A 24,123-nucleotide genomic window follows, 5' to 3' on the forward strand; every position below is an offset into this window, starting at 1 on the left:
CTCTAAGTCCGGTATGGCTTGCTCATGGCGCGTTCAAACAAGTCCTGCAGGATGCTGTAAATGATTGTAAGAACCCAGTAGACAATCGCAACCGCCAAATAGGTTTCAAAATACTTCAGATTTCCTGATGCATACATCTTGCCTTGCGCAAACATCTCCATGACACCCAAAGTAAATGCCAATGAGGTTTCTTTTAGGAGGCCGATAAATGTATTACCCGTTGCCGGTATCGCATTTCTGACTGCTTGCGGAAGGATAATTCGTCTGTAAGCCTGAAGTTTCGTCATACCGACAGACAGGCACGCCTCCAGCTGCCCTTCATCAACAGAGTTAAGAGCGGCGCGGAAGATTTCTGCCAAATAGGCGGCGTTTTTTAAACTTAAACCGATAATGGCAGCTGTGAGAGCTGTCATCTTGCTCATCTCCGGAAACAGCTGCGGCAGCCCGTAATAAATTAAGAACAGCTGCACAAGTGTCGGCACGCCCCGGAAAAATGAGATATACAGCTTTGACAGCTGATGAAGCACTGGAATTTTGTTTTTTGTAATGAGTGCGAGAATAAGTCCTCCGATAATCGCAAAAATCATAGCTGCTACAGCCATAAACAATGTAATCGGAAGGGCCTGAATTAAAGTCGGGAATGCTGAGATCATGAATTCCCAATCAATCGTATTCATTCTGGTGGTTCACCGCCGTTTCTTAATGCTTCTGTTCTGCTGTGATATCTTCGTTAAAATATTTTTCTGAAAGCTTTTTAAGCGTTCCGTCTTTGCGCAGTTCATCGAGCGCTTTATTGACTTTTTTACGGGTCTTGTCGTGCGCGTCATCCTTGGCAAATGGGAATGCGACTTGCTCGTACACAATCGGATCTCCGGCTAGCTTCAACGGCAAGCCTGTTTTCTTAATTTGTGCGATCAGCACACTTCGGCTGTTTACGTAAGCGTCCACACGTCCGTATGCGACATCCTTCAGCGTGCCTTCTTGTGTTTCGTATGTTTTGATATTGATTTTTTTGTCAGGATCTTTGCTTTCAAGATTTTTCGCGTGATTTGAACCTAAAACAGCAGCTACTGTCTTTCCTTTTAAATCGTCTGCTGATTTGATGTCGTTGTTGTCTTTTTTGACGACAATCTGTGTTCCTGCATAAGAGTACGGTTCTGTGAAGTTGTACATTTCCTTGCGTTCATCTGTCACCGCTACCTGATTGGAAATGGTGTCAAGCTTGCCTGTTTGAAGCTCTCCCATCAGACCGCTGAATTCGAGCAGCTTCCAGTCCAGTTTCATGCCGATTTTCTTTGCAACAGCTTCCATTACTTCTACATCAAAACCTGTCAGCTTTCCGTCTTCTTTATAAGCGAATGGGTAGCTCTGTCCGGTCGCACCCACATGAAGTACGTTGTCATCCTCTTTACTGCTGCTGTTTCCATTGCCGCAAGCTGATAGCACGGCTAATAACGCAGCAACTAACAGCACAGTCCATTTTTTCATTTTCATTTGATTTTCCCGCCTTTTATCTTTTATAGGTCATGTCGCAGTTGTTTTTTCATATAGACTGTCATATGTCCTTTGCCCAGATCCTTCTCGCCTGCTCGGACATATCCTTTTCTTTCATACATCTCGATCAGCCACGGGTGCTTATCCGCTGTTCCTAGCGATACAAACGGAACCTTTAGCGTATCGCGCAGGATGGTCTGCTCAAGCCATTGAAGCAGCTTTGTCCCGACTCCCTTTTGCCCGGTTTCAGGATCAACAGCGAACCACCAGATATGAGGAACGCCATACGGTCCAGGCTGCTGCCCCCAAGGCATTCGTAAGGAGATGGTCGCGATGATCCGCCCGTCTTCTTCCATGACGTAACAGGCGTTTTTTCGGATATTGTTTAGGACCAGATCCAGATCCGCTTGGGCCGCGGCAAAACGAATGCCGAGCTTTCGAATCGGTTCATAGGCGCGCCATGTCAGTTCGAGAAGCTGTTCGGCATCACGTTCAGCTGCGAGGCGATATTGCGTCTTCATCGAGCGTTCCTCCTTACTTCGCATAACGGTTTACCGGTTTTTCTAAACCAAAATGCTCTCTCAATGTTGTGCCTTCATATTCGTTTCTGAACACGCCGCGCTCCTGTAAAATCGGAACCACTTTGTCAACGAACAGTTCAATTCCTTCCGGAAGAAGCGGAGGCATGATATTAAATCCGTCACAAGCTTTATGATCGACCCATTCCTGCATCTTGTCGGCAAGCTGTTCCGGCGTTCCGACAAAAATGTGATGGCCTCTGGAGCCTGCAACGTATTTGTAAAGCTCACGTATTGTCATATTGTCTCGTTCAGCCATTTCTTGAACAAGCTTAAATCGGCTCTTCACCGCATTGGATGCATTCGCGTCAAGCTTTGGCAGCGGCCCGTCAAGCGGATATGCAGATAAATCAATACCGCCTAAATAATTCTGCAGGATTTGCAGACCGACAGATGGAATGATTAAATCTTGAAGCTCTTGATATTTAGCCCGCGCCTCTTCTTCAGTGTCTGCGATGACCGGAAAAATGCCCGGCATGATCGCAATTTTCTCAGGATCGCGGCCAAACTCGGCTGCCTGCTTTTTAATTGATTGATAAAATTCCTGTGCCGATTCCAAATGGTTTTGCGCCGTGAAAATCACTTCAGCCGTTTTGGCAGCCAGCGCTTTCCCATCCCCTGATGAGCCCGCCTGAATAATGACCGGCTGGCCCTGCGGCGTTCTTGAAACGTTCAGAGGCCCGCGGACTGAGAAATAATTTCCTTTGTGGTTGAGCTCGTGCATTTTTTCTTTATCGAAGAATTCACCTGTTTCTTTATTGCGGATAAAGGCGTCCTCTTCCCATGAATCCCAAAGCCCTTTTACGGCCTCGACAAATTCTTCTGCCCGCTGATAGCGCAAGTGGTGTTCGAGATGCTTTTCCCCGCTGAAATTCTGCGCTGTTGACTCAATGGATGAGGTCACGACATTCCATCCGGCACGGCCGTTGGACAGGTGATCCAGTGAGGCGAATTGTCTGGCAATATGAAACGGCTCGCTATAAGTAGTAGAAGCTGTCGCTGTCAGGCCAATTCTTGAAGTCACCTGCGCCAGAGCTGAAAGCAAAGTAAATGGCTCAAACCTTGTAAGCACATTCGGATGCGATTTGCTGTCGATTGACAGGCTGTCTGCTAAAAACAGCATATCCAGCTTGCCCCGCTCCGCTGTTCTCGCCAGCTCTTTAAAATAATCCAAGTTCATACTCGCATCCGCAGGCGCGTCCGGATGCCGCCAAGACGCAACATGATGTCCGGTCCCCGCAAGAAAAACTCCTAATTTGATTTGCTTCTTTTTGCTTGTCATGACGTTACTCCTTTTATAATGTTTTTAGGCTGAAAAGTCCGAAAAATAAACTCCTATATTCCTAGTCGTTTAATATGAATAAATCAAAATGTACATTTGTATTGCGAGTTTGTCAATGAGTTGAGATTAATTTTTTCTATTTAAGCTGAAAAGACCCTTGCGTAACCATAAGGGAACGGCATTGGTTCATTCAACTAGTGCAATAACCTCTATATCGGCAAGAAAACTGAGTCTGATGAAGCAAAGACTCAGTTTTTATATAAGATTTCGCCATTTCCTTGCCTTTTCTTTCGCTTTTAGCAAACTGCCTATCCACTCAGACGCCGTAACGATCGTATAAAAAAACAGCTGACTCCGGATTCAAACCGGAATCAGCTGATTGATGTGAATTAATTAAGCTCGTGAATACTTTCTTCTGCTTTAGCGGAAAACACTTTAGGCTCCAAACAGTCAAGGTCTTCATGAAATAAATTTACTTTTTGGATTTGCCGATTGTCATAGTGGTGGAAATAGTAGTTTCCCGTGTCGTTACACATCACGGAAGTATATTGCGTATAATGAATTTCGTCTTTTTCCGTTATCACTGCGCCCTTGGGTATCGTCATATTTGCCAAAATTTGAAGAGCGGCTGTTACACCTTTCGTTTCATCGGCCGCCGGCACTAGGTGTTCTTTCAAATACACAGCTCTGACAAACCGGGAGGGCGGTGTATAGTCCCCCGGCAGGCCTACAGTTCCTAAGCCTTGGCCAAAAGCGGAAAGGGCTAATCCGCCCAGCTCTTTGCTCTCTAATTGCTTCGGTCTGATTCCTGTATATTGCTGCAGATTGGTTACATGCCATATAAAGTCGGGGCTGTTCGTCATGACACCAGGCTGATTGTCATAGACTTTGAGGCCATCTGCTCTCGGTTCTATCGTCAGGCTGCGTCCCGTCCGGTCTGACAATATCCAGTGAAGCGGTAAAACCGTATCCAATAGATCTAATTTTTTCTCTACAATCGTTAAAGATCGAATCTTTTCTTTCACGTCATCCAAAGACTTACAGACTGACAGCGCCCATGTCACAAACTCATGCGGGGCAATGTGTACGGTGTCTTCCCGTATCGTTTTTTCGTACTCCGCGTAGCCCGGAAAATAAAGTGCAGCACACGATAAACCGTTTTCATTAACGCCGTCTGCAAATAAAATATTACCAAGTTTTCTCCCCATACCGATAAATGCGTACTGTGTCTGATGGGCCTTTCCGTCAGCTTCACTACTCCAACTGTAACGGCGCGGATAGAGAATAACCTCTGTCCCCAGCTGAAATGCAAAATCCATTGTTCTCGCTAATACATGTTTACAGTCAGCAGTTTCCAATGTAAGACTTGTGCACATCTGATCAGTCCCCTTTTCAATTCAGATTAATATCATACATATTGTGAACGAATTGGTTTTATCAGCATAACGAAAGTCAAATCGATTCGTCAAAGAATTGACATTATATCAATAAAACGAAAAAATCCAGCCTTTAAAAGGCTGGATTTTTTATTTAGCCAAAACAAGCTCGTGAATCGCATGCGCAACGCCATGTACATTATTGGAGCGCGTTTGAAAGTTTGCGGCCTCAAGCACTTCCGGAATGGCGTTTGCCATGGCAACGCCGCAGCCGGCCCATTCGATCATTGTCAGATCGTTGCCGTTGTCGCCTATGCTCATGACTTCAGCCTGCTCGATTCCGAGCAGATTCGCCAGCTGACGCACAGCGTTTCCTTTGCTTGCTTCCGGATGTAGAATTTCGTAAAAGAAAGGAGCGCTTCTGACCATCGTATACTTTTCTCTCACGTCTTTCGGTATCGATGTAATGACGCGGCTTAAGTGCTCTGGTTGATCAATAAACATCACTTTCGGAATGAGAATGTCTTTAGGCATTTCCTCAATCTTGCGGTAATGAAGCGGCACCTGTGTCACGTACGACTCATATACGGTAAATTCACTGATATCACGGTTAGGCGTATACAGGTTGGCTGAGTCGAAGAAGTGCATCGGTGTCTTCAGCTCTAAGCTCAGATCATATAATGATGCCAAATCATCATAGCCTAGAGACAATTCCGTCACCACTTCTTTTGTATGCGTATTTTGAACAAGCGCCCCATTATAGGCAATGACGTAGTCGCCTTCCTCAATTAAATTGAGTTCATCTAAGTATCTCCGAACACCTCCGATAGGCCGGCCGGTGCAAAGGACAATTTTTACCCCTTCCGCTTTTGCGGCATGCAGTGCGTCGCGGACCTCCGCCGTCACTTCATGATGATCATTTAAAAGTGTTCCGTCCATATCAATTGCTATTAATTTGTACATCCTGCATCTCCTTCGTGTCGTTTTCAGGCTATAGTCCCATCATATCGTTTTTTCTTTTTGATATTCAACTGAAAGCGATGATTTTCTCCTGTTTCTGTTTAGACGTCTGCCTTGTCTCCGGATCCGCGTGCGCGGCTTTCGCTTTGGTTCTGCATCCTTTTCGCCGGTTTCTGCTTGTTTCTGTTTCATCAGCAGGAAGCCGGCAGCTAAAAATGGAATACCTGTGATATTTAAGATTGCAAGCTTCACACCCGCCGCCGTCAAAAAATATGCCCATGAAGATGAAGGATTCCGTCTGATCATCACATAAGCAGCCATTTCCAGAACAATCATGACCGCATGAAGCACTAAACAATAGATAAGCAATGCAATCACAAAAAACAGAACATAATTCACCATGGCGCCCGAGTACATCATAGAACGCAGCATTTGCATAAACGATAACGACTGCATCGTTCCGTTTATGACATTCGGATTGTAGATCGTATAGTCACTAAATAAATGTTTGATTTTGAGAAAAGCCCATAATACCAACAACCACTGAATGATATGTAAAATAAGGCCTGTTAACACCAGTCTTTCCGCTTTTTTATTTCTCATGTTTCTCCTCCTTGCGGGCCTTTGACTCGATTCTTGTCATCGTTTTTTCCTGACCATTTTGCTCCCATATCAACGTCCCGTCTTTCCCTCTTTTCAGTTTGCTTTTGAGCGGATAATAGGAGCCAAGGTACTGGATCTCAATGGAACCGTCAGCGCTTTGAGATATTACCTTGTATTCCATAAAGGGCAGCTGCACCTCTCCTCTCCCTTCAATCACCTCCGTCTCCAGCACCTTGTCTTTGGTAAATGTGACCGTTGCTGATTTCACGCCATCCATGGGACCGGGGATAATGCCCTCATCCCAAGTTCCGTAATAAAACGGCGTCTCGTCTTTTGGCTGCTGACAGCCCGAAATGATGAGACATACAGCAGACAGGAACACAATAACAGGTCCTTTTCTGCTCAGCGTCATCACCGTCCTTTCTTACTTTTTTAGGCGAATGCCGTGGCACTGTGCCAATGACTACATAGATTATAAGGAATTCACCCACATTACTTTTTAAGGAGATTGATTACATGAACCCTTATCAATATTACAGCCCGCAGCTCCCTCAGCAGGAACCCTACTATAGCCAATATGAATACAATCCATATCCGCAGCAGGATGTATACCAGCCATACCAGACGGACAGACAGCCGGCATTGGAAAGAAGAATCGCTGCTCTTGAACGGCAAAACGAACAGCAGACAAGAGAATTAACCCGTCTGTCGAATGAGGATCGCCGTCAAAACCGGGAAATTGCAAGAATGGCCGATCAGGTCAATCAGCTAAGCCAGACTGTTGAACGCCATACACGCCGCTTAAACCGGCTCAATCAGCGCCTCCGCGCGGTAGAAAACAGATTAAATATCCCATTTACTGCGGGCGAAGGCGGTTTCTGAAGCAAGAAAAGAAAAAAGCGGAATACGATTCTCCAGATTTCGGAGTTTCGTTTTCCGCTATTCTTATGTGCAGAGCGGGATATTTACATAAAAAGGGTTTTTACAAGTATACAATCTTTTCCGATTTCATTCAAAGATAGAGGGGGGAAGGAAAATAATTGTAGTTCCCCTTTTGCAGAATTTCTTTTGGTTCGGGTCGCATGATAATACCGACAAATGTCAATTGAACATACGGAGGGGTCATTTATGCACAATACGCAACACAGCCTGCAGCAGCTGAACCAGTGCCGCCAGACAGCTCAGCAGCTTATTCAGCAAACACAGCAAAGCAGCAACCAATATCGTCAAATGCTTCATCAGGAGCAGCAAAACATCCAAATGCTGCAACAGATTCTAAACCACGAACAACAAGCTGCACATACCATTCAGCAAGCGCTGCACGGACATGACACAGCCATTCAAAAATGTCAGCAGGTTGTCAACATGTGCAACCAAATGCAGCAGGAACTTACTGGGCAATCCAGCATGATGAATACGAATGTGTCTACACTTCCATTCGGTCAACAAACGCCATTCCAGCAGCAGTCCTATCAGCAGTAGCATATAAAAAGCTCAACACAATGTTTAGTGTTGAGCTTTTTTCTTACCGTTCTTTGCGAATATGTATATCTTGAATAGACTGTTTCGGCGCATGAAATCTGCTCTCGGCTTCACTTCTTGCCTCAGCAAAGGCCCGTGCCTCCACATTGTCTTTGTAGACATCCAGCTGAATCAGATACAGCGGACGCACTTTAAAACCGTGAATAATCGTCACAGCCCACAATGGGAGCACAATAAGCAATCCGGGCGGATCAGGCAGCACAAAAGCAAACGCAAATACGAAAAAATAAATGATTCCGTATATGATCCACTTTTTATTTCTAACTTTAATGCCAATAAATAAAAAGGCAAAAAAACTGGTAATGGCAAAAGGCATGAAAATAAACAGCATCCACCAGCTATGCAGCCATTCCCATGCGGCACCTCTTTTTGTGATTTCCATATTTTCCTCCTCCTATTTACCTATAATAATCGATTAATCATACCTCGTCACCCATAAACAGGAAAAACTTTCTCCCTTAAAAATAGTGATAGACGGAGAACAGGTTTCTTGCTATATTATTAATTGATAATGATAATCATTACTAATGAATCAAAATACATATTGGAGGGTTCTTGATGAAAAAGAACACATTGCTCGCGGGCATGCTGGTGCTGCTTCTCATGTTTGTCAGTGCTTGCAGCGGCACGGCTTCGAAAGGAAGCTCAGGTGATTCAGCTTCCGAAAAGACAGAAATGAGAACATACAAATCAACAAAAGGGAACGTCAACATTCCTGCACATCCGAAACGCATCGTCACTGATTTTTATGCTGGGGAATTGCTGTCTGTCGGGGCAAATGTGGTCGGCTCGGGCTCATGGTCATTTGACAATCCATTTTTAAAATCAAAGCTGAAAGATGTAAAGGATGTCGGTGATCCGATCAGCGTTGAGAAAGTAATGGAGCTTCAGCCTGACTTGATTGTTGTCATGAATGAAGAGAATGTCGATAAATTAAAGAAAATCGCTCCAACCGTTGTCGTTCCTTATAACACCGCGAAAAACGTCGAAGATACTGTAGCAATGTTCGGAGATATTGCGGGCGCCAAGGATAAAGCAAAAGCATTTATGGCTGACTTTAACAAAAAAGCGGAAGCAGCCAAAAAGAAAATAGCCGGCGTCATCGACAAAGATGCGACCTTCGGCATTTATGAAAACACGGACAAGGGCGAATTCTGGGTCTTCAATGACAATGGCGGTCGCGGCGGCCAAGCTGTATACAACGCGCTTGGGTTAAAAGCGCCTGAAAAGATTGAACAAGATGTCATCAAAAAAGGCGAGATGAAACAGCTCTCTCAAGAAGTGATTCCTGAGTATGCCGCAGATTATATGTTCATTACGGACTACAATCCGAAAGGCGAAAGCAAAACACTCGACAAGCTGAAGGAATCCTCCATTTGGAAAAACCTAGACGCTGTGAAACATAACCGTGTGTTTATGAATGATTTCGACACCTTCTATCCGTACGATCCGATTTCCGTCAGCAAACAGGTGGATATCATCACCGACATGCTGATCAAACGGGCCGAAGAAAATAAAAAATAAAGAAAATGGCACAGTTATGACACTGTGCCATTTTTTATGATTCACTTTAATGCTGACTGTACGGAGTGCGGCATATCTTCAAACCTGACTTCTTCCCAAGTCTCGACATACTTTCCTTTTGCCTTCACCTTCAAATATGCGTTCTTCCGAAGGTCTTTACCGGCGAAAAAGGTCACTTCTTCTTTTTTTCCGGATGCATGATATCCGTCTAATGTATACTCAGTACCGCCTGGGCTAAGATGTTTACCATCTCGATCAATCTGCACATAGACATCTTGCTGGTGAATAAACGGATTAAATCTGTCTGTAACATCGTTATGAAAAAAGAGAAGCCCGCATATTACGGCAGCAGCCGCCAAAACGACCAGGATTGCCAATGCTTTTTTCATCTTTACCCTCCCCTTACTTGTTCATTTTTTTCAAATAGCTTGACCGCACCGCGAGGAAGAATAGAAGCTGAAAAAGGAAAAAACCTCCGATGGTGAGACTGAGCGGCCCCGCTACATCGGAATAGCCATCCACGGCCAATGTTCTCAAGGCAAACAGCGTATGCATAACAGCAATGACAAATGGAAAGAAAAAGAGAATCGCCAATTGTATCGTCATGCTTTGTGACATCTCACGCTCACTCAAACCGATTTTGGCCAGCGAACGGTAGCGCTCCCGATCTTCTTCTAAATCGGTGAACAGCCTGAAATATAAGAAACTTGCTGCCGCGACAAAGAAGACGATCGCGATAAACAGGCCGATGAATAAACTCAAGCTCGGCAGCTGCACCGTATCATAGTAGGTGCCGGCTTTTGCCATAAAATCAGAATGCACATCAATATAGTTGCCGTAAATCTCATTTTTCAAGGATTGGCTGATCCCAAGACTGTCTTTCCAATGATCATAGCTGTAGCCGTATAATGACGCTTTATCACCGAGTGATTTGAGCTGATCAAAGGTTTTATCGTTCACCGCGATGATGGCGTTCAATGAGATCAGCGGTTTTTTAACTTCTTTTACTGACAGTTTTTGTCCGGACAGCTTGCCTTTTTGGTTCAGCAGCTTCAGCTGATCCGGCGCTTCGTTTTTGAAATTTCGGTCATACGTGCCCGGGAAAAAGATAGCCTCATCATTTTTCAGGCCGTTCAGCTTGACATGGAAGTATTTTGATACATCCGATTCGCTGATCATGTAAACAGGGGGAACAGTTTCTCCTTCCTGATAGCGAACATAAGAAACATTTATTTCGTCTTTCTTATACGTAAAACCGTGTGTTTTCAGTTCATGGTCAATTTTTTTCAAATGAGTCTCTTCTTTTGGATTGCCGCTGTAAGATATATACTCCATCTCATAAGCGGACTCTTCCGCCCCGACGGTCGATTTGTACATCGCGAGCACACCCGTAGCAGTAAACGCAACCGCGGAAATAATGCTGACAATAAAGAACAGGCGGGCGTTGTCTTTTAAACGATAGACAAGATCAGAAACCCAAATGACATTTTTCCCGCGCAGATAAAAGGTTTTCCACTTCTTCAGCGCGCGCAGAATCCATATGCTGCTTTGGCTGAAAAAGAAATATGTTCCGATGACGGTGAGCAGTAAAATGATAAACGGTTCGGCCCCGTGGACATTGCCTTTAAGAACCATGCCGTACCCGCCGCAAAGACAGGCGATGCCGAATAAGGACAGAAGCACGGACGGCTTAGGCTCCGGCTTAATCTTGTCAGTGCCCTTTATTAATTTGATAACCGTATTTGATCTGACAAAAAGGATCGTAAACTGCGATAAAAAGAAAAATAAGAGCAGAAATCCGCCGGCCGTAATACCGAGCGCTTTCCAGGGCATATACAAAGGCAGCGCGTCCATTTCTAAAATATAAGCGCCGACCGTAAAGAACGTCTTTGAAAAAATGAATCCTCCGATTATGCCGGCTGCAATTGACATGACGCCGATGATCATGTTTTCCGCAGTAATGAGCTTTCTCAGCTGCCCCGGCGTGATGCCCTGCATGAGCAGGATGCCGAATTCTTTATTTCTTGATTTCAAAAATGCGTTAACCGAATACAGAACAAATAAGAAAGAAAAAACAAAGATCATCCATTCCGCAGCGGTTAAGCCTTTTTTGGCGATATTATTCAGGTAGCCTTCCTTTAATGCCGGATGAAACAGGAACATCGCAAAGGTAAAGAAAATCAAAACGGAAAAAGCGCTGCTTAAAAAGAATGCAAGATAGGCCCTTTTGTTTCTCGTGACGTTTTTATAAGCGAACTGAAGAAAGGTCATTTGCGTTCCCCCCCAGCATAGATAGCACATCGAGAATTTGTTCATAAAATACTTGGCGGTTTTCTCCGCGGTAAATCTCATTAAACAGTTCGCCGTCTTTTATAAAGATGACGCGGCGGCAGTAGCTTGCCGCAACAGGATCGTGGGTCACCATCAAAGCCGTGACATGATCATCCTGATTCAGGCTCTGCATCGTTTCCATGACGTCTTTTGACGCTTTGGAATCAAGGTTGCCCGTCGGTTCATCGGCCAGGATGAGTGACGGCTTATGAATGACCGCTCTTGCGATGGCGGCACGCTGGCGCTGTCCTCCGGATACTTCAAACGTCCGTTTGTTGAGCAGGTTTTCGATACCGAGCTTTGCCGCGATGCCTTGCAGTTTTTCTTCCATTACAGATGGTGCTTCTTTTTCAAGCGTTAACGGCAGCATGATATTTTCACCGATTGTCAGCGTGTCCAGAAGGTTGAAATCCTGAAACACAAATCCGAGCTGCTTGCGGCGGAAATGAGCGAGCTTTGTCCGCTTCAGGCGATGCGGGTTTTCTCCGTGAATCAGGATATCGCCTGAATCCGGACGGTCGATCGTTGAAATGATATTCAAAAGCGTTGTTTTCCCGGACCCGGACGGCCCCATCACCGCCGTAAACTCGCCTTCTTCTATTGAAAATGAAATTTGCTTTAAGGCTTGATAGGATACTTGTCCTTTATAAGTTTTATTTATATGTTTGACTTCAAGCATATTCGCCATGAGAATCCTCCTTATGGTTTTATTCTTGTTGATCTGGGCTGCTTTCATGTAGTGCCGGGACGTTCAACATAAAAATCCCCTTGACATAAATCCATGTTATCAAGGGGAAACAAAGCGGGCTATGTTGTTTTCTTAACGCAGCCTTACATTTTTGTAAGAAATGAAAATCGAACTGATGTCCCTTCACCGGGAGACGAGCTGATGTCCACAGTATGATTGAGCTTACTTGTAATTTCTTTGACGAGATGGAGGCCGATTCCCGTAGATTCTTGGTAACGCCGCCCGTTTTCACCGGTGTAATAAGGGTCAAATACCCGCTTGATGTCTTGCGAGGGAATCCCGACGCCGTAATCTTTGACTTCAAGCACCGTCCTGTCTTCATCGCGGAAGACATTCAGCTCAAGTCTGTCACTCTTGCCCGCTGAATACTTGACCGCATTTGTGACCACTTGGCCGATCGCAAATTTGAGCCATTTTGCATCGGTGTAAATCTGATGATCATCGCAAACGTTCATTTTCGGATAAACGCGATATTGAATAAAAAATCGTTTATAGCTTTGAATAACTGATTGAAGAAGCTCGGACAGGGAAACCGCTTCAATTTTAAAATCCCGTTCAAACAGGTCGAGCCTTGAAGAATAAAGAAGCGTCTCCAGCCCGAATTCAATCTGCCGGACTTCTTTTTTGATTTGTTCAAAAACGGGCTCATCCTCTTCCTGAATGATTAAATTAATGACCGACAGCGGCGTCTTTACTTGATGCACCCATTGATTCATATACGTCACCCGCGCGTCAAGCTTGGCTTCGGTCTCATGGAGCTTCTGGTGCTGAAGCCGGATCAGCTCCATCTGCTTTTCATACAGCTCTGAACAAAACACTGAAGAACCGAGATACGGGATGTCCGTCCCTTCCTGTCCTGAACTGAGCCAATGATACACGCCGCGGTCTTTGTACCAGCGATAGGCAAGATAACCCGCCAAAATAAGAAGCTGCACGCCCAATATGTAAAACAAGTGAGAAAAAGAATGAAGACCCGCAAACCAGTAATAAAAGAAGACAAACAGCCCTTGAAGGAGAAAAAGCAGAATCAGCACTGCATGAGACCGGAGAAACAGCTTCATGACAGCGCCCTCAGCTGGTAGCCTTCGCCCCGCACCGATTCAATCGAAACAGGCGCATTCAGCTCCCGCAGTTTTTTCCTGAGCCGCGTGATATACACGTTAAGTGTATTATCATCGACGAAAATGTCGGTGTCCCACGCTTTTTCCATGAGCCGGTCTCTTCCCGTCACCTTTTCTCCCCGCTCCAGCAGCACTTCCAAAAGCTTACTTTCTTTTTTAGAAAGCTCGCTTTTTTCTTCATGAAAGCGCAGTTCAAACCGTTCCACAAAGAGCTGCACGCCGGCATATTCAACCACTTTCTCCCCCTGTTTTGCGGCGTACTCTCCGTATGCCCTGCGGATCTGGCTTTTGATTTTCGCCAGCACAATATCGTAGGAAAACGGTTTTTCGATATAATCGTCTCCGCCGTTTTCAATCGCCAGCACCTGATCCATTTCCCCGCTTCTGGCTGAAATGAAAATGATCGGGCTTGTGGAGTGCTGGCGGATCTGGCGGCACCAATAATAACCGTCATAGGACGGTAGGTTGATATCAAGCAGCACCACATCAGGCTTTTCTCGCAAAAAGACATCAAGAACAGCCGTGAAATCCGCGGCGACCACGGTTTGGTATCCGTATTTTTCAAGATAATTCTGCAATAGTCCGCGAATGTCTTCACTGTCTTCCACAATCATGATTTTATTCAAACTGAACCACTCCCGTTTCTTACACTGCTGCCATCATCATAATCGTTTCGGGGGTACGGACGCAACACCGCACAAAAAAACCGCCATCTCGGCGGTTTCAGGTCTCTTCAGCCGACCTGCTGCTTAGCTGCTTTACCGGCTGATTCGAACTCTCTCATTTTGCTTCGCACTGTCTCTTCCACGGCTCCAATGCCGGGTGTCATATAGCCGCGCGGTTCGTACAGATCGCTGTTTTCCTGAAACATGCGGCGTGTTTCGTTTGTCCAGGCTACCATACATTCCGTATTGATATTGACCTTCGCGTGGCCGAGCGTGATGGCTTTTTTGATCTGATCCCGCGGAATCCCGGATGCCCCGTGAAGAACGAGGGGAATATCAGTCATGCGGGAGATAGCCTCCATTTCCTTAAATCCGAGATTCGGCTCACCCTGATATTTGCCGTGTACAGAGCCGAGGGCAGCGGCTAGCGCGTCGATATTGGTTTCTTTGACGATCCGCTCACATTCCGTGATATCGGCATAGCGGACCCCGCCGACCAGCCCGTCTTCCATTCCTCCGACCGTGCCGACTTCGGCTTCTACTGACACACCGTACTTTGCGGCATAATCGGTGACTTCTTTTGTCATCGCGATATTCTCGTCAATCGGCTGATGAGAGCCGTCAATCATCACTGAGCTAAATCCGGCATCAATTGCCTGTCTGCAGCGTTCCGCACTGCTTCCGTGATCAAGATGAAGCACCACGGGAACGGTAATCGCCATTTCCTCCATTAACGCGCCGACCATGGCGGCAATCGTTTTAAATCCGCCTAAATAGTCGACAAGGCGATCGGAAGCCGCGGCGATGACTGGTGATTGCTCCTTTTGCGCCGCCTGCAAAATCGCCTTCGTCCACTGCAGGCCGTTGATATTAAACTGTCCGATCGCGTATTGCTCCCGCTTTGCATCTTCAAGAAGCTCTTTCATCGATACAAAAGCCATGTTCACCCCTCCTTTATCCATTACATGCTGAAATATTTTGATACCGCATCAATTGTAGTTTCTTTCGCTGTTTGAATTGTTTCTTCCGCACTGAGCTTATAGTATTCAGGCCGGAACAGCTCAACGGATACCACCTCAGAGAAGCCGATTTCCTTGAGGGCTGATAAGTGGGCATCCAAGTCAATCGCCCCTTGGCCGGGCCATACGCGATCTTCATCCGTTAAAAAGCCGATTGGGAAATCTTCCGTATCGTCAATATGATAAATAAAGATTTTCTTCCCGTCCGCCTGCTTTAAGCTTTCAATATTTGATCCCATCGCATGGAAGTGGAAGCTGTCAAAGACAAGCCCGACATTGTCGCGGCTGACAGTATTGATGATGTCATACGCCTGTTCAAATGTATTGACCGTACATTGCGGATGGCCGACAAACTCAAGGGCGATTTTTACGCCGTACGGTTCGGCAATATCAGAAAGCTCAGTCAGAACCTCTACACAGCTCTTTTTGATCTCTTCTTTTAAGATTTTCTGCTCTGTCACAAGCGGAACGGCCACCACATATTGCACACCGAGGGTTTTGCAGGTTTCCATCATGCCCTTAAATTCAGCAATGATCTCCTGATAGCCCTTTTCATCACGGTTATTGAAGAAAACGAGTGCGTTTAAGGCAAGCGGTTTGATGTGATGGGTTTGAAAGTATTCCGCAAGATCGGCCAATGAATGGTCTTTTAAGTACTCCGGCAGCTTATCCATTGTGCGGATTTCAATATAATCATAGCCATGCTTTTCGCATAGCTCTAAATCCTGTTTAAGATTTGAGTTTTCCAATGTTGTTGCTTCATTAAAACAAAGTTTCATGTCAGACTCCCCCATCTGCGTTTTAGATACGAAGGGAGTTCGGCAGGAAGGCTGTTCGCCATATCCCGCCGAACTCCATGCTCAGCTTATGCCAGACCTAATTCTTCTTTCATTTTTTTAAGCATAAATCGGCTTGATTCATCCGCTCTTTCGTCGACCCAAGCAAACACGGCATTCGTCGCAATTCCGTCGAACTTCATCTCTCTCAGTTTTCTGAAAATCGTATCAAAATCAACCTCGCCTTGACCAATGTCCAAATGCTGGTGAACCGTTACTTTCGCGTCAGGCGGATTGACGATGTAGCGCAGGCCGTGAGCCGCTTTATGATTAAAGGTATCTGCAAATAAAACATGTGTGAGACGGTCGCCGGCTTCGTCAAACATTGTCGCGATATCTCCTTTTCCGTCATCATAGAAGAACGTATGCGCAGTCGAGTAGACAAGGTTGATCCAGTCCTTGTCGAGCGCGCGGATCATATCCATCGCACCTTTGTGCGTTTCGATAAAATCGTACGGATGGGCTTGAAGATTGAGTTTAATGCCTTCTTTTTCAAAGACTGGCAGAAGCTCATCCATGGATTTGATAAATTTTTCTTCGCTTGTTAAAGGATCATATTTTGAACCGCTGAATTCACTGTTCATCAAATCCACTTCAAGTTCAACCGCAATTTCGATCGCCCTTTTCCAGTTGCGCACCGCAGCCTGGCGGCGGTCTTCTTCAGGACCCGCCCAGTGGTAAAGCGGAAGGAGTGATGAAAGCTTAACACCTGTATCCCTTAAAAGCCGCTTTAATTGTTTGATCTTTGCTGAATCGACTTTCGGATATTTATAGAATGGACAAAAATCCTCGCGCGGGGAAAGTTCGATATATTCATAGCCAAGCTCCGCCGTTTTATAGACCATTTCCTCCAACGTTAAATCATCTCGATACATCGATGGATCCAATGCTAATTTCATTTTTTTCACTCCTCCATATTCCTAGTTTTCCACTGTTGTAAAAGATTGATAGAATTCCGGTTTTTCCTTCAATTCAACCTTTTCTTTTTGTCCAGATTCCTGGGCTTTTACACACGCGTCAGTCGTAACGGCAGCAATATAGCCGTCCCATGCCGTCGGCCCGCTGACTTCGCCTTTTTTCTGGATCGAATCAATGAAGTCTTGGATTTCCACATCGTACGCGTCCACAAAGCGTCTCTGCCAATCCATCAGGATATTTGTGCTGAATTTGCCTTCTTTTCTCATGCTGATGCTTGATGGTTCAGGAAGCTTGATGATGCCGTCTTCTCCAACGATCTCACATTGAATGTCATAGCCGTATTTACAGTTCACATAGATCTCAGCATTGATGACGATACCGCCTTTTGTTTCAATGACTACGATTTGCGGATCTTTTAGATGCGGCAGCGCATTTTTCGATTTTTTCGGATAGATGACTTGAACGGACTCGTAGTCATCATTGACGAGCCAGTGCAGCACATCAATTTCATGAACAAGTGTATCGACAACGGCCATATCCGTTGTATAGTTATCAGCTACACTTGGGTTGCGGTGCGCGCAGTGAATCATAAGCGGCTCGCCGATGACATTGTTGTCGAGCGCCTCTTTCAGCTGTACGTAACCGCTGTCATAACGGCGCATAAAGCCGACTTGAACGAGGCGTTTCCCCGTTTTCATTTCCTCTTCAACGATGCGCATGCATCCTTCAGCCGTTGTCGCAAGCGGCTTTTCACAGAACACATATTTCTGGGCTTTAATGGCTTTCAGCACACTCGATTCATGCGCAGGCCCCCAGCTAGTCACTAGGACAGCGTCTACATTTTCATCTGCCAGAAGGCTGTCATCATCAGGATATACTGCTGCGTTTAATTGGTAGTGCTCGACGACGTTCTGTGCGGCTTCTTGATTCACATCCGTTACAGCTACAATTTCTGCGCCGGACAGTTTGTTTGTGATGCGGTTAATATGTTCTTTTCCGATTGCTCCAGTTCCAATTACGCCAATACGTAAACTCATTGACAGCCACTCCTTCTGTTAGTTACATCATTTTGCTTTCAGTTTCTTGCTTTACTTGGCTCCGAGGAGATCCGTAGAGTTCCTCTTGAATTTGTTCAAGCGACTTGCCAGATGTATTCGGCGCGAAAAGAAGCCCGATCATCATGCTGGCCGTCACACACCCGAGGAGAATTGCAGCCATCGTTCCAATGCCGAAATGGCTGATAATCATTGGGACAAACAGACTCCAAATCCCTATTGAGATACGAACAAGAAAAAACATCAGTCCTTGTGCGGAAGCACGGTATTGAGTAGGGAAAATTTCGCTGGCCCATAATTGATAATTCGCCTGCTGGCCGGCTCCGTTATTGATCCCCATCACCACGATAAACAGAAGCAGGACCGGCATTCCTTCAACCGGGAGCAGAAACAGCGTCCAGCCGATGACGGCCATAAAAGCAGCGATTCCAAAAACCGTTTTTCTATATTGATCTGCAAAGGGCATAAAAATCAGAGCGACCCCAAGGCCGGTAAAGATAAACAGACCCATTTGCAAAAGATTTGCCATGTTGGCAGATACCCCGCCAACCTGCTGATAAATGTAAGGCATAAAGAAGCCCATAACGCCGGCGGCTAAGTTCCAAACCAAGTACACACCCATTAAAAACAGAATGCTTTTTACATACTTAGGCTTGAGCAAATCAAAATACGAGGTTTTGTGTAATACAGCCGGCTTCTCTGCCTCCTGTATGTCTGCGGGCTTATTTTTCTGCTGCCACGCGTCTGACTCAGGAAGCCTGATTCTGAGGACGTACGTAATCAGCGCAATCACCAGCAGATGAGCAAACACAATTTTATTTCCCAACAGACCTAAATCACCGACCAACACAGAGAGAAGCAGAACAGCGACTGCCCCTGCGGCCCACGCAACCTGTGCCACGCCGCAGTGGCGGGCCCGGTTTTTCTTAGGCGCGTTTTCCGCGATGATCGTCCATGAGGCGGTGATATCAGCGCCAACTGATAGCCCGATAATCATGTAACCGCTTAACAGCATGGGGAAGTTAACACTAAACAGGACGAAACAAATCCCCAGCGCATAAATCAGCATGCTGTTCGTATAAACAGCTTTTCGCCCGACTTTATCCGCCAAAAATCCGCCGAGCAAAGCGCCGACAGCGGCAGAGATGGCATTCGCGCTCAACGCGCCGAGCAATCCGATTTGGGTATCTGACAGCTTCAGGTAACTGACCCATAACGATAAACCAGCAGATCCAGCCACAATCGAACCGGCATCAATGTAGTTAGCCAATGCTGCCGCGATTGTCCGTTTATTGAAGGCCGAATCTGCATTGGTATTGCTCATATATCCAGTCCCCATTACGCCAGATCCAGCAACTGCTCATCAATATAGTTTCTCGCGATCAATGCATACTCAAGCGGGTTTGCGACATCGGGGTCCTGTTCAGCTTCAATGACAATCCATCCGGAATAATTGTGTTTTAACAGCAGCTGATATACGTCTCTAAAATCAATGCATCCGTCACCGGGAACCGTAAACATGCCTTGTAAAAACGCTTGCTGAAACGATTTCCCTTCGAGTTTGCATTTTTCCATGACATTCAGCCGGGCGTCTTTAAAATGGACATGTTTAATGCGATCGATATGCTTTTTCAGCATGCCCATGTAGTCGCCGTCAGAAATATACGCATGGCCCGTATCGTAGAGAAGGTGCACATGTGCAGGGTCTGTTCCCTCCATCAGGCGGTCCACTTCAGCCGCTGTTTGGACGCCGGTGCCGAGATGGTGATGATATACCAGCTTTAAGCCATGCTGATCGGCAATTTTCCCAAGATGATTTAATCCTTCACAAAGCCGTTCCCATTCCTCATCAGTAAAATGCGGTTTCTCTGTGAACACGTTTTTCTCCAGACTTTGCACGCTGTAGGTTTGTTCAGAGACAACTGCGACATCCGCATTGACTTGCTGCAAATACTCACAATGCAGGGTAAATGCCTTCGCCGCTTCACCAAGTCCGTCACGCAAAATAAAACTGCTGAACCATTTTCCCGCAATGCGTAAATTCCGAAGCTTAAGCTCTTTATTAAGAATGGAAGGCTCGGGGAAAAAGCCCCCGACTTCCGTACCTTGAAAACGCGCGACAACAATATCACTTAACAAATGCTGAAGTGTATTTCCCGCTCCGATTTCAGGCATATCATCATTCCGCCACCCAATGGGAGCGATCCCCCACAGGATTTCATGTTTGCCCATCATGATGCCTCCCCTCTAATACTGCTTAGCAGATTCGAGCATGTTCTCTTTTGCTTCATATGCTTTTTGAACGCTTTCTTGTTCAGATACCTCAGCCACTCCGACATGCCACCAGCTGTCATAGCCGTCAGTCATTGTTTTTGGCAGCACTTTCATTTCAATCAACGTTGATACGTCTTGTTTCTTCGCATCCTCTAACGCCGCTTTTAACTCTTCTACTGTGTTAGCACGGTACGTTTTCGCGCCGTAACCCTCAGCGACTTTCGCGTAATCGACATTTAAGATTTGGTTGTCATCTGTGCGGAACTCACAGTAGTAGCTGCCGCTTCCGTGGTCCATTTGCAGGTTGTTGATACATCCGAATCCTGAGTTGTCAAAAAGCAGCACATTGATCTTCTTGTTATACTGAATCGCTGTGATCAGTTCGGAATGAAGCATCAGGAAGCTGCCGTCTCCGACAATCGTATACACTTCTCTGTCTGGGTGAGCCAATTTAAGCCCCAGTGTTCCGGACACTTCATAGCCCATGCAGGAATATCCGTACTCCAGGTGATACGTATTCGGGACATTGGAGTGCCACAAACGCTGCAAATCTCCCGGGAGAGAGCCTGCCGAACAGATAATCACGCTGTCTTCAGGAATGGTCTCGTTAATCGTCAGCAATGCCGTTGTTTGCGGAAGCTCGGTATTCAACGCATCAGCGTACTCGTTTAGAATCTCTTGAGAGAAATGATGTTTGATTTCCGGATCAAAATCTTCCCGTTTAAATGTCACTTTGCTGAGGCGTTCGCGTTCAGCGAGCCATTCGTCCTTCAGCTCTTGAATCGTTGAGCCGAATTCACTCTTATAGCCTTCAAGCAGGCCGTGCAGTTTGCCAAGCGTCACTTTCGCATCCGCCACCACTTGGAACGCATCGAGTTTATACGCCTGCATTCGGCTGACATTGATGTTCAGAAACTTCGCTTTATCAAAATCAAAAGCGGTCTTAGAGGATGTCGCAAAATCCGTATATCTTGTGCCGATACCGATAATCAAATCAGCCTGGCGGGCCGCCTTATTTGCCGCGAGTGTTCCTGTGATGCCCATTCCGCCCAAGTTGTTCGGAAAATCAGCTTCCACAGTCGATTTGCCTGCCTGTGTTTCAACCAGCGGAATGTCACAGGCCTCAGAAATGGCGATTAATTCATCGCGCGCACCGGAATATTTCGCGCCTCCGCCTACGAGGATCACAGGGTTTTTGCTGGCTTTAATCAGCTCCGCCGCACCTAGAAGCTCACGCTCGCTCGGCTGCATGCGATCAATATAGTGAACCCGTTTGACGAAGAAACTTTCATCGAAATCGTACGCTTCGCCTTCCACATCCTGAGAAATGCAAATGGTCGCCGGACCCGCTTTTGCCGGATCAGTCATGACTTCAAAAGCGCGAAGCAAGCTGCTCATCAGCTGCTCAGGGCGTGTAATGCGATCCCAGTATCTCGATACAGGCTTCAATGCATCGTTTGTTGTAACCGCCGCACTGTACTCTTGCTCCATTTGCTGCAGTACAGGGTCGGGCTGTCTTGTCGCAAATGTATCTGCCGGAATGAAGAGAACCGGGATATTGTTTGCCAATGCAGTGCCGGCTGCCGCCACTAAGTTGGCCGCTCCCGGCCCGACTGATGTAGAGACTGCATATATTTTTCTTCTCAGCATTTGCTTGCTGTACGCCATTGCGGCATGCGCCATTCCCTGTTCATTTTTCCCTTGGTACACTTTTAAATGGCCAGCATCCTGCTCAAGCGCCTGCCCAATCCCTAAAACATTTCCATGACCGAAAATCGTGAAAATCCCTTCTACGAAAGGCTCTTCCTTGCCATCAACATGGATGTACTGCTGGTTTAAGAATGTAATCAGCGCTTGTGCTGTTGTTAAGCGAATTTTCTTCCCCACAAACGATCCCACCTTTACTCGATCTTTTTCAATTATGACTGTGCTTCAATAAGCTGAGCGATTTCATCCGCCGTCGGCATGGCTTCCGATGAGCTGTGCTTGCTGACAACAATGGAGGCTGAGGCGCTTCCGTATTTCAATGCCGTTTCAATGTCTTTGCCGCTGACAAGTCCGTAGATAAAGGCCGAAGCATATGAATCACCGGCTCCGAAGGTTTTCAGCACTTTTGTCTTGTACGCTTGGGCGCGGAAGACTTCGCCGGATTTGCTGTATGCGTAAGAGCCTTCTACGCCATGCTTGATGACGACGAGGTCGGCTGAATGGTCAAATAAAGAATCGACAGACTCTTCATTGCTGCCGCCTGTGCGGTTTTCCATGACATCGAATTCATCCCGTGTTCCGATGACGATATCGGACTGCTCAGCGACCAAAGAATAGTAAACAGCTGTTTCATCGGCTGACTGCCATGTATATGGGCGATAATCCAGTTCGAACACGACTTTTACCTGGTGCTTTTTCGCATATTGAACGGCTTTTAACACCGCTTCCCGTGACGGGCTTTTAGCGAGCGCTGTCCCGGAAACGAGCAGCATTTTCGCATTTGCGATGTAGTCCTCACTTACCTCTGAAGGCTCAAGATAAAGATCGGCCACGTCATCGCGGTACATTAAGATGCTGCATTCTTCCGGGCTCAGAATTTCAGTAAATGCGAGACCGGCTTTATGCCCTTCCTTATCAACGACCATATGCGTTGTGTCTACGCCGGTTTTTCTCATATAGGACTCTATGAATCTGCCATGCTGGTCATCTGGAATTTTGCCGATAAAGCCCGCTTTTAAGCCGAGCTTTGAGCTGCCGATCGCGATATTCGCAGGCGAACCGCCGACGTATTTCGAAAATGTCATCGTTTCTTCCATTGGGCGATTGTATTCAACCGCATTCAGATCAATACACGCCCGGCCGATGGCAACAATATCAAAGTCCTTCTCTTCATTGAATGTATACTTCATCGTAAACAGCCACTCCTCACTTGTTAGCGTTTTAAAATCCACTCATGAGCCGGATCATTATGAAACTTCCATTTTCGTGTCGGTCCTGCCATGACATTTAAATAGTAGGACGTATATCCGTCCGGCACACCTACCGGGTGATATCCCGCAGGAACGATGACAACGTTTTCATTTTCTACAGTCATTGTCTCGTCAATGGAGCGGTCATCTGTGTAAACGCGCTGAAATACAAAGCCTTGGCCCGGATCTAATTCATGGTAGTAGGTTTCTTCCAAGAAGGACTCCTCCGGCAGGTTGTCTTGATCGTGTTTATGAGGCGGGTAGCTGGACCAGTTTCCGCTGTCTGTATACACTTCAACCACTAAGAGGCTGTTAGCTGAAGGATCTGAATCCGGAAGAATATTGTGAACGGTCCGTTTGTTGGAAAACTTTCCGCGATGTTCAATCCCGTTGTCTTCCGCCTTGATCAGCTTTGTCGGAAGCTGTTTCTCTGATGGCGAATAGCAAAGCGCCACTCGCGCATCACGCTCTGCCGTAATCTCAAAGGCACGGTCATTGGAGATATAGACGCTGTCTGTCGGTTTTCTCTCAAATACGCTTTCACGCGTACCGATATGTTCAAACGTAGATTCATGATCCGTCACTGTGATTTTTCCCGTCACTGCCACAATGCAGATTTCTTGTTTTTTCAATTCTTCTGTATAGCTTGAACCGGATGAGAGTTCTAACACTTTGAACTCGACATAGGTAAGATCTGAGTTTGATTTCGTTACTTCATGCACAAGTTTGACGCCTTTTGATACTTCATTCGACTGCGGCTTACGCAACAAATGACTCATGGTTAAGCCCTCCTCTTTCTATGGTAAGAATGAGTCCGAACAGCGCAGAGACACGCCGTTC

General features: G+C 46.2%; 26 protein-coding genes and 1 pseudogene. 3 read left to right on the plus strand and 24 right to left on the minus strand.

Going from position 1 to position 24,123, the window contains the following annotated elements:
- Nucleotides 1-2 precede the first annotated feature (2 nt).
- The 9 genes and pseudogenes from WA325_RS09320 to WA325_RS09360 all read right to left on the minus strand — a co-directional run bounded on the left by WA325_RS09320 (nucleotide 3) and on the right by WA325_RS09360 (nucleotide 6,705).
- The gene (locus WA325_RS09320; protein WP_024123423.1) at nucleotides 3-677 is read right to left on the minus strand and encodes an amino acid ABC transporter permease; all 675 of its coding nucleotides are present in this window, start codon (nucleotides 675-677) and stop codon (nucleotides 3-5) included.
- 22 nt (nucleotides 678-699) lie between these two features.
- On the minus strand, nucleotides 700-1,494 hold the full coding sequence (locus WA325_RS09325; RefSeq protein ID WP_095712644.1) for an amino acid ABC transporter substrate-binding protein: 795 nt from the start codon (nucleotides 1,492-1,494) through the stop codon (nucleotides 700-702).
- Between the two features lie 23 nt (nucleotides 1,495-1,517).
- Nucleotides 1,518-2,015 carry a GNAT family N-acetyltransferase gene (locus tag WA325_RS09330; protein WP_095712643.1) on the minus strand — a complete coding sequence of 166 codons (498 nt, stop codon included), beginning with the start codon at nucleotides 2,013-2,015 and terminating at the stop codon, nucleotides 1,518-1,520.
- 13 nt (nucleotides 2,016-2,028) lie between these two features.
- Nucleotides 2,029-3,354, minus strand: coding sequence for an LLM class flavin-dependent oxidoreductase (locus WA325_RS09335; protein WP_336183519.1), 1,326 nt, complete (start codon nucleotides 3,352-3,354; stop codon nucleotides 2,029-2,031).
- Nucleotides 3,355-3,540: 186 nt separating this feature from the next.
- Nucleotides 3,541-3,748 (minus strand): annotated as a pseudogene (locus WA325_RS09340) (hypothetical protein).
- On the minus strand, nucleotides 3,744-4,730 hold the full coding sequence (gene yxeI, locus WA325_RS09345) for a penicillin V amidase (RefSeq protein WP_227598479.1): 987 nt from the start codon (nucleotides 4,728-4,730) through the stop codon (nucleotides 3,744-3,746). Before yxeI ends, WA325_RS09340 begins: the two are co-directional and overlap by 5 nt.
- Before the next feature lie 150 nt (nucleotides 4,731-4,880).
- Nucleotides 4,881-5,693, minus strand: coding sequence for a sugar-phosphatase (yidA, locus tag WA325_RS09350; protein WP_336183520.1), 813 nt, complete (start codon nucleotides 5,691-5,693; stop codon nucleotides 4,881-4,883).
- Nucleotides 5,694-5,732: 39 nt separating this feature from the next.
- Entirely contained in the window at nucleotides 5,733-6,293 is a 561-nt protein-coding gene (locus WA325_RS09355; protein ID WP_305934203.1) for a hypothetical protein, read from the minus strand.
- Nucleotides 6,283-6,705: a DUF3255 family protein gene (locus tag WA325_RS09360; protein WP_044160075.1), complete on the minus strand. Its 423-nt coding sequence runs from the start codon at nucleotides 6,703-6,705 to the stop codon at nucleotides 6,283-6,285. Before WA325_RS09360 ends, WA325_RS09355 begins: the two co-directional genes overlap by 11 nt.
- Before the next feature lie 104 nt (nucleotides 6,706-6,809).
- Between WA325_RS09360 and cotNE the strand changes: the two genes are divergently transcribed.
- Together cotNE and WA325_RS09370 are read left to right on the plus strand one after the other, a co-directional pair.
- Nucleotides 6,810-7,175: an inner spore coat protein CotNE gene (gene cotNE, locus WA325_RS09365; RefSeq protein ID WP_095712641.1), complete on the plus strand. Its 366-nt coding sequence runs from the start codon at nucleotides 6,810-6,812 to the stop codon at nucleotides 7,173-7,175.
- 246 nt (nucleotides 7,176-7,421) lie between these two features.
- A complete protein-coding gene (locus tag WA325_RS09370) occupies nucleotides 7,422-7,775 on the plus strand; it encodes a hypothetical protein (RefSeq protein ID WP_105991057.1) in 354 nt (117 codons plus the stop codon).
- 43 nt (nucleotides 7,776-7,818) lie between these two features.
- Here WA325_RS09370 and WA325_RS09375 read toward each other — a convergent pair whose 3' ends face one another.
- The gene (locus WA325_RS09375; protein ID WP_105991058.1) at nucleotides 7,819-8,217 is read right to left on the minus strand and encodes a hypothetical protein; all 399 of its coding nucleotides are present in this window, start codon (nucleotides 8,215-8,217) and stop codon (nucleotides 7,819-7,821) included.
- A gap of 176 nt (nucleotides 8,218-8,393) precedes the next feature.
- Here WA325_RS09375 and WA325_RS09380 point away from each other — a divergent pair, with 176 nt between their 5' ends.
- Complete coding sequence (locus tag WA325_RS09380) at nucleotides 8,394-9,359, plus strand: iron-hydroxamate ABC transporter substrate-binding protein (protein ID WP_336183521.1); 966 nt, start codon at nucleotides 8,394-8,396, stop codon at nucleotides 9,357-9,359.
- Between the two features lie 41 nt (nucleotides 9,360-9,400).
- Here WA325_RS09380 and WA325_RS09385 read toward each other — a convergent pair whose 3' ends face one another.
- The 14 genes from WA325_RS09385 to iolB form a co-directional block, all read right to left on the minus strand.
- On the minus strand, nucleotides 9,401-9,748 hold the full coding sequence (locus WA325_RS09385; RefSeq protein WP_227598475.1) for a YxeA family protein: 348 nt from the start codon (nucleotides 9,746-9,748) through the stop codon (nucleotides 9,401-9,403).
- Between the two features lie 13 nt (nucleotides 9,749-9,761).
- Entirely contained in the window at nucleotides 9,762-11,630 is a 1,869-nt protein-coding gene (gene yxdM / locus WA325_RS09390) for an ABC transporter permease YxdM (protein ID WP_336183522.1), read from the minus strand.
- Nucleotides 11,605-12,378: an ABC transporter ATP-binding protein YxdL gene (yxdL, locus tag WA325_RS09395; protein WP_014115765.1), complete on the minus strand. Its 774-nt coding sequence runs from the start codon at nucleotides 12,376-12,378 to the stop codon at nucleotides 11,605-11,607. The genes yxdM and yxdL overlap by 26 nt, the downstream gene beginning before the upstream one ends.
- A gap of 143 nt (nucleotides 12,379-12,521) precedes the next feature.
- The gene (gene yxdK / locus WA325_RS09400; protein ID WP_105954561.1) at nucleotides 12,522-13,499 is read right to left on the minus strand and encodes a two-component system sensor histidine kinase YxdK; all 978 of its coding nucleotides are present in this window, start codon (nucleotides 13,497-13,499) and stop codon (nucleotides 12,522-12,524) included.
- A complete protein-coding gene (yxdJ, locus tag WA325_RS09405; protein WP_105954562.1) occupies nucleotides 13,496-14,185 on the minus strand; it encodes a two-component system response regulator YxdJ in 690 nt (229 codons plus the stop codon). Before yxdJ ends, yxdK begins: the two co-directional genes overlap by 4 nt.
- A gap of 107 nt (nucleotides 14,186-14,292) precedes the next feature.
- Nucleotides 14,293-15,165, minus strand: coding sequence for a 6-phospho-5-dehydro-2-deoxy-D-gluconate aldolase (gene iolJ, locus WA325_RS09410; protein WP_336183523.1), 873 nt, complete (start codon nucleotides 15,163-15,165; stop codon nucleotides 14,293-14,295).
- 20 nt (nucleotides 15,166-15,185) lie between these two features.
- Nucleotides 15,186-16,022 (minus strand): 2-keto-myo-inositol isomerase, encoded by an 837-nt coding sequence (iolI, locus tag WA325_RS09415; protein WP_336183524.1) that lies wholly within the window; start codon nucleotides 16,020-16,022, stop codon nucleotides 15,186-15,188.
- 86 nt (nucleotides 16,023-16,108) lie between these two features.
- Nucleotides 16,109-16,978, minus strand: coding sequence for a sugar phosphate isomerase/epimerase family protein (locus tag WA325_RS09420; RefSeq protein WP_059335278.1), 870 nt, complete (start codon nucleotides 16,976-16,978; stop codon nucleotides 16,109-16,111).
- A gap of 21 nt (nucleotides 16,979-16,999) precedes the next feature.
- Nucleotides 17,000-18,034 carry a bifunctional inositol 2-dehydrogenase/D-chiro-inositol 1-dehydrogenase gene (gene iolG, locus WA325_RS09425; RefSeq protein WP_305934196.1) on the minus strand — a complete coding sequence of 345 codons (1,035 nt, stop codon included), beginning with the start codon at nucleotides 18,032-18,034 and terminating at the stop codon, nucleotides 17,000-17,002.
- A gap of 22 nt (nucleotides 18,035-18,056) precedes the next feature.
- Complete coding sequence (locus WA325_RS09430; protein ID WP_105991065.1) at nucleotides 18,057-19,376, minus strand: MFS transporter; 1,320 nt, start codon at nucleotides 19,374-19,376, stop codon at nucleotides 18,057-18,059.
- A gap of 14 nt (nucleotides 19,377-19,390) precedes the next feature.
- Complete coding sequence (iolE, locus tag WA325_RS09435) at nucleotides 19,391-20,284, minus strand: myo-inosose-2 dehydratase (protein ID WP_095712630.1); 894 nt, start codon at nucleotides 20,282-20,284, stop codon at nucleotides 19,391-19,393.
- A 15-nt stretch (nucleotides 20,285-20,299) separates the two neighbouring features.
- The gene (iolD, locus tag WA325_RS09440; RefSeq protein WP_336183525.1) at nucleotides 20,300-22,213 is read right to left on the minus strand and encodes a 3D-(3,5/4)-trihydroxycyclohexane-1,2-dione acylhydrolase (decyclizing); all 1,914 of its coding nucleotides are present in this window, start codon (nucleotides 22,211-22,213) and stop codon (nucleotides 20,300-20,302) included.
- 32 nt (nucleotides 22,214-22,245) lie between these two features.
- Complete coding sequence (gene iolC, locus WA325_RS09445; protein WP_336183526.1) at nucleotides 22,246-23,223, minus strand: 5-dehydro-2-deoxygluconokinase; 978 nt, start codon at nucleotides 23,221-23,223, stop codon at nucleotides 22,246-22,248.
- Between the two features lie 23 nt (nucleotides 23,224-23,246).
- Nucleotides 23,247-24,062, minus strand: coding sequence for a 5-deoxy-glucuronate isomerase (gene iolB, locus WA325_RS09450; RefSeq protein ID WP_336183527.1), 816 nt, complete (start codon nucleotides 24,060-24,062; stop codon nucleotides 23,247-23,249).
- Between the last annotated feature and the right edge of the window lie 61 nt (nucleotides 24,063-24,123).

Source organism: Bacillus sp. 205(2023), from assembly GCF_037027485.1.
GTDB lineage: Bacteria > Bacillota > Bacilli > Bacillales > Bacillaceae > Bacillus > Bacillus halotolerans.

What these genes read in the sequence shown, in the direction of transcription:
- WA325_RS09325 (WP_095712644.1), bottom strand. Translation starts at nt 1,494, where the DNA reads ATGAAAATGAAAAAATGGACTGTGCTGTTAGTTGCTGCGTTATTAGCC.
- yxdK (WP_105954561.1), bottom strand. Translation starts at nt 13,499, where the DNA reads ATGAAGCTGTTTCTCCGGTCTCATGCAGTGCTGATTCTGCTTTTTCTC.
- yxdL (WP_014115765.1), bottom strand. Translation starts at nt 12,378, where the DNA reads ATGGCGAATATGCTTGAAGTCAAACATATAAATAAAACTTATAAAGGA.
- WA325_RS09320 (WP_024123423.1), bottom strand. Translation starts at nt 677, where the DNA reads ATGAATACGATTGATTGGGAATTCATGATCTCAGCATTCCCGACTTTA.
- iolI (WP_336183524.1), bottom strand. Translation starts at nt 16,022, where the DNA reads ATGAAACTTTGTTTTAATGAAGCAACAACATTGGAAAACTCAAATCTT.
- iolG (WP_305934196.1), bottom strand. Translation starts at nt 18,034, where the DNA reads ATGAGTTTACGTATTGGCGTAATTGGAACTGGAGCAATCGGAAAAGAA.
- WA325_RS09385 (WP_227598475.1), bottom strand. Translation starts at nt 9,748, where the DNA reads ATGAAAAAAGCATTGGCAATCCTGGTCGTTTTGGCGGCTGCTGCCGTA.
- WA325_RS09420 (WP_059335278.1), bottom strand. Translation starts at nt 16,978, where the DNA reads ATGAAATTAGCATTGGATCCATCGATGTATCGAGATGATTTAACGTTG.
- WA325_RS09360 (WP_044160075.1), bottom strand. Translation starts at nt 6,705, where the DNA reads ATGACGCTGAGCAGAAAAGGACCTGTTATTGTGTTCCTGTCTGCTGTA.
- yxeI (WP_227598479.1), bottom strand. Translation starts at nt 4,730, where the DNA reads ATGTGCACAAGTCTTACATTGGAAACTGCTGACTGTAAACATGTATTA.
- iolJ (WP_336183523.1), bottom strand. Translation starts at nt 15,165, where the DNA reads ATGGCTTTTGTATCGATGAAAGAGCTTCTTGAAGATGCAAAGCGGGAG.
- iolB (WP_336183527.1), bottom strand. Translation starts at nt 24,062, where the DNA reads ATGAGTCATTTGTTGCGTAAGCCGCAGTCGAATGAAGTATCAAAAGGC.
- WA325_RS09335 (WP_336183519.1), bottom strand. Translation starts at nt 3,354, where the DNA reads ATGACAAGCAAAAAGAAGCAAATCAAATTAGGAGTTTTTCTTGCGGGG.
- yxdM (WP_336183522.1), bottom strand. Translation starts at nt 11,630, where the DNA reads ATGACCTTTCTTCAGTTCGCTTATAAAAACGTCACGAGAAACAAAAGG.
- WA325_RS09355 (WP_305934203.1), bottom strand. Translation starts at nt 6,293, where the DNA reads ATGAGAAATAAAAAAGCGGAAAGACTGGTGTTAACAGGCCTTATTTTA.
- WA325_RS09375 (WP_105991058.1), bottom strand. Translation starts at nt 8,217, where the DNA reads ATGGAAATCACAAAAAGAGGTGCCGCATGGGAATGGCTGCATAGCTGG.
- yidA (WP_336183520.1), bottom strand. Translation starts at nt 5,693, where the DNA reads ATGTACAAATTAATAGCAATTGATATGGACGGAACACTTTTAAATGAT.
- WA325_RS09370 (WP_105991057.1), top strand. Translation starts at nt 7,422, where the DNA reads ATGCACAATACGCAACACAGCCTGCAGCAGCTGAACCAGTGCCGCCAG.
- WA325_RS09430 (WP_105991065.1), bottom strand. Translation starts at nt 19,376, where the DNA reads ATGAGCAATACCAATGCAGATTCGGCCTTCAATAAACGGACAATCGCG.
- WA325_RS09380 (WP_336183521.1), top strand. Translation starts at nt 8,394, where the DNA reads ATGAAAAAGAACACATTGCTCGCGGGCATGCTGGTGCTGCTTCTCATG.
- iolC (WP_336183526.1), bottom strand. Translation starts at nt 23,223, where the DNA reads ATGAAGTATACATTCAATGAAGAGAAGGACTTTGATATTGTTGCCATC.
- WA325_RS09330 (WP_095712643.1), bottom strand. Translation starts at nt 2,015, where the DNA reads ATGAAGACGCAATATCGCCTCGCAGCTGAACGTGATGCCGAACAGCTT.
- iolE (WP_095712630.1), bottom strand. Translation starts at nt 20,284, where the DNA reads ATGGGCAAACATGAAATCCTGTGGGGGATCGCTCCCATTGGGTGGCGG.
- cotNE (WP_095712641.1), top strand. Translation starts at nt 6,810, where the DNA reads ATGAACCCTTATCAATATTACAGCCCGCAGCTCCCTCAGCAGGAACCC.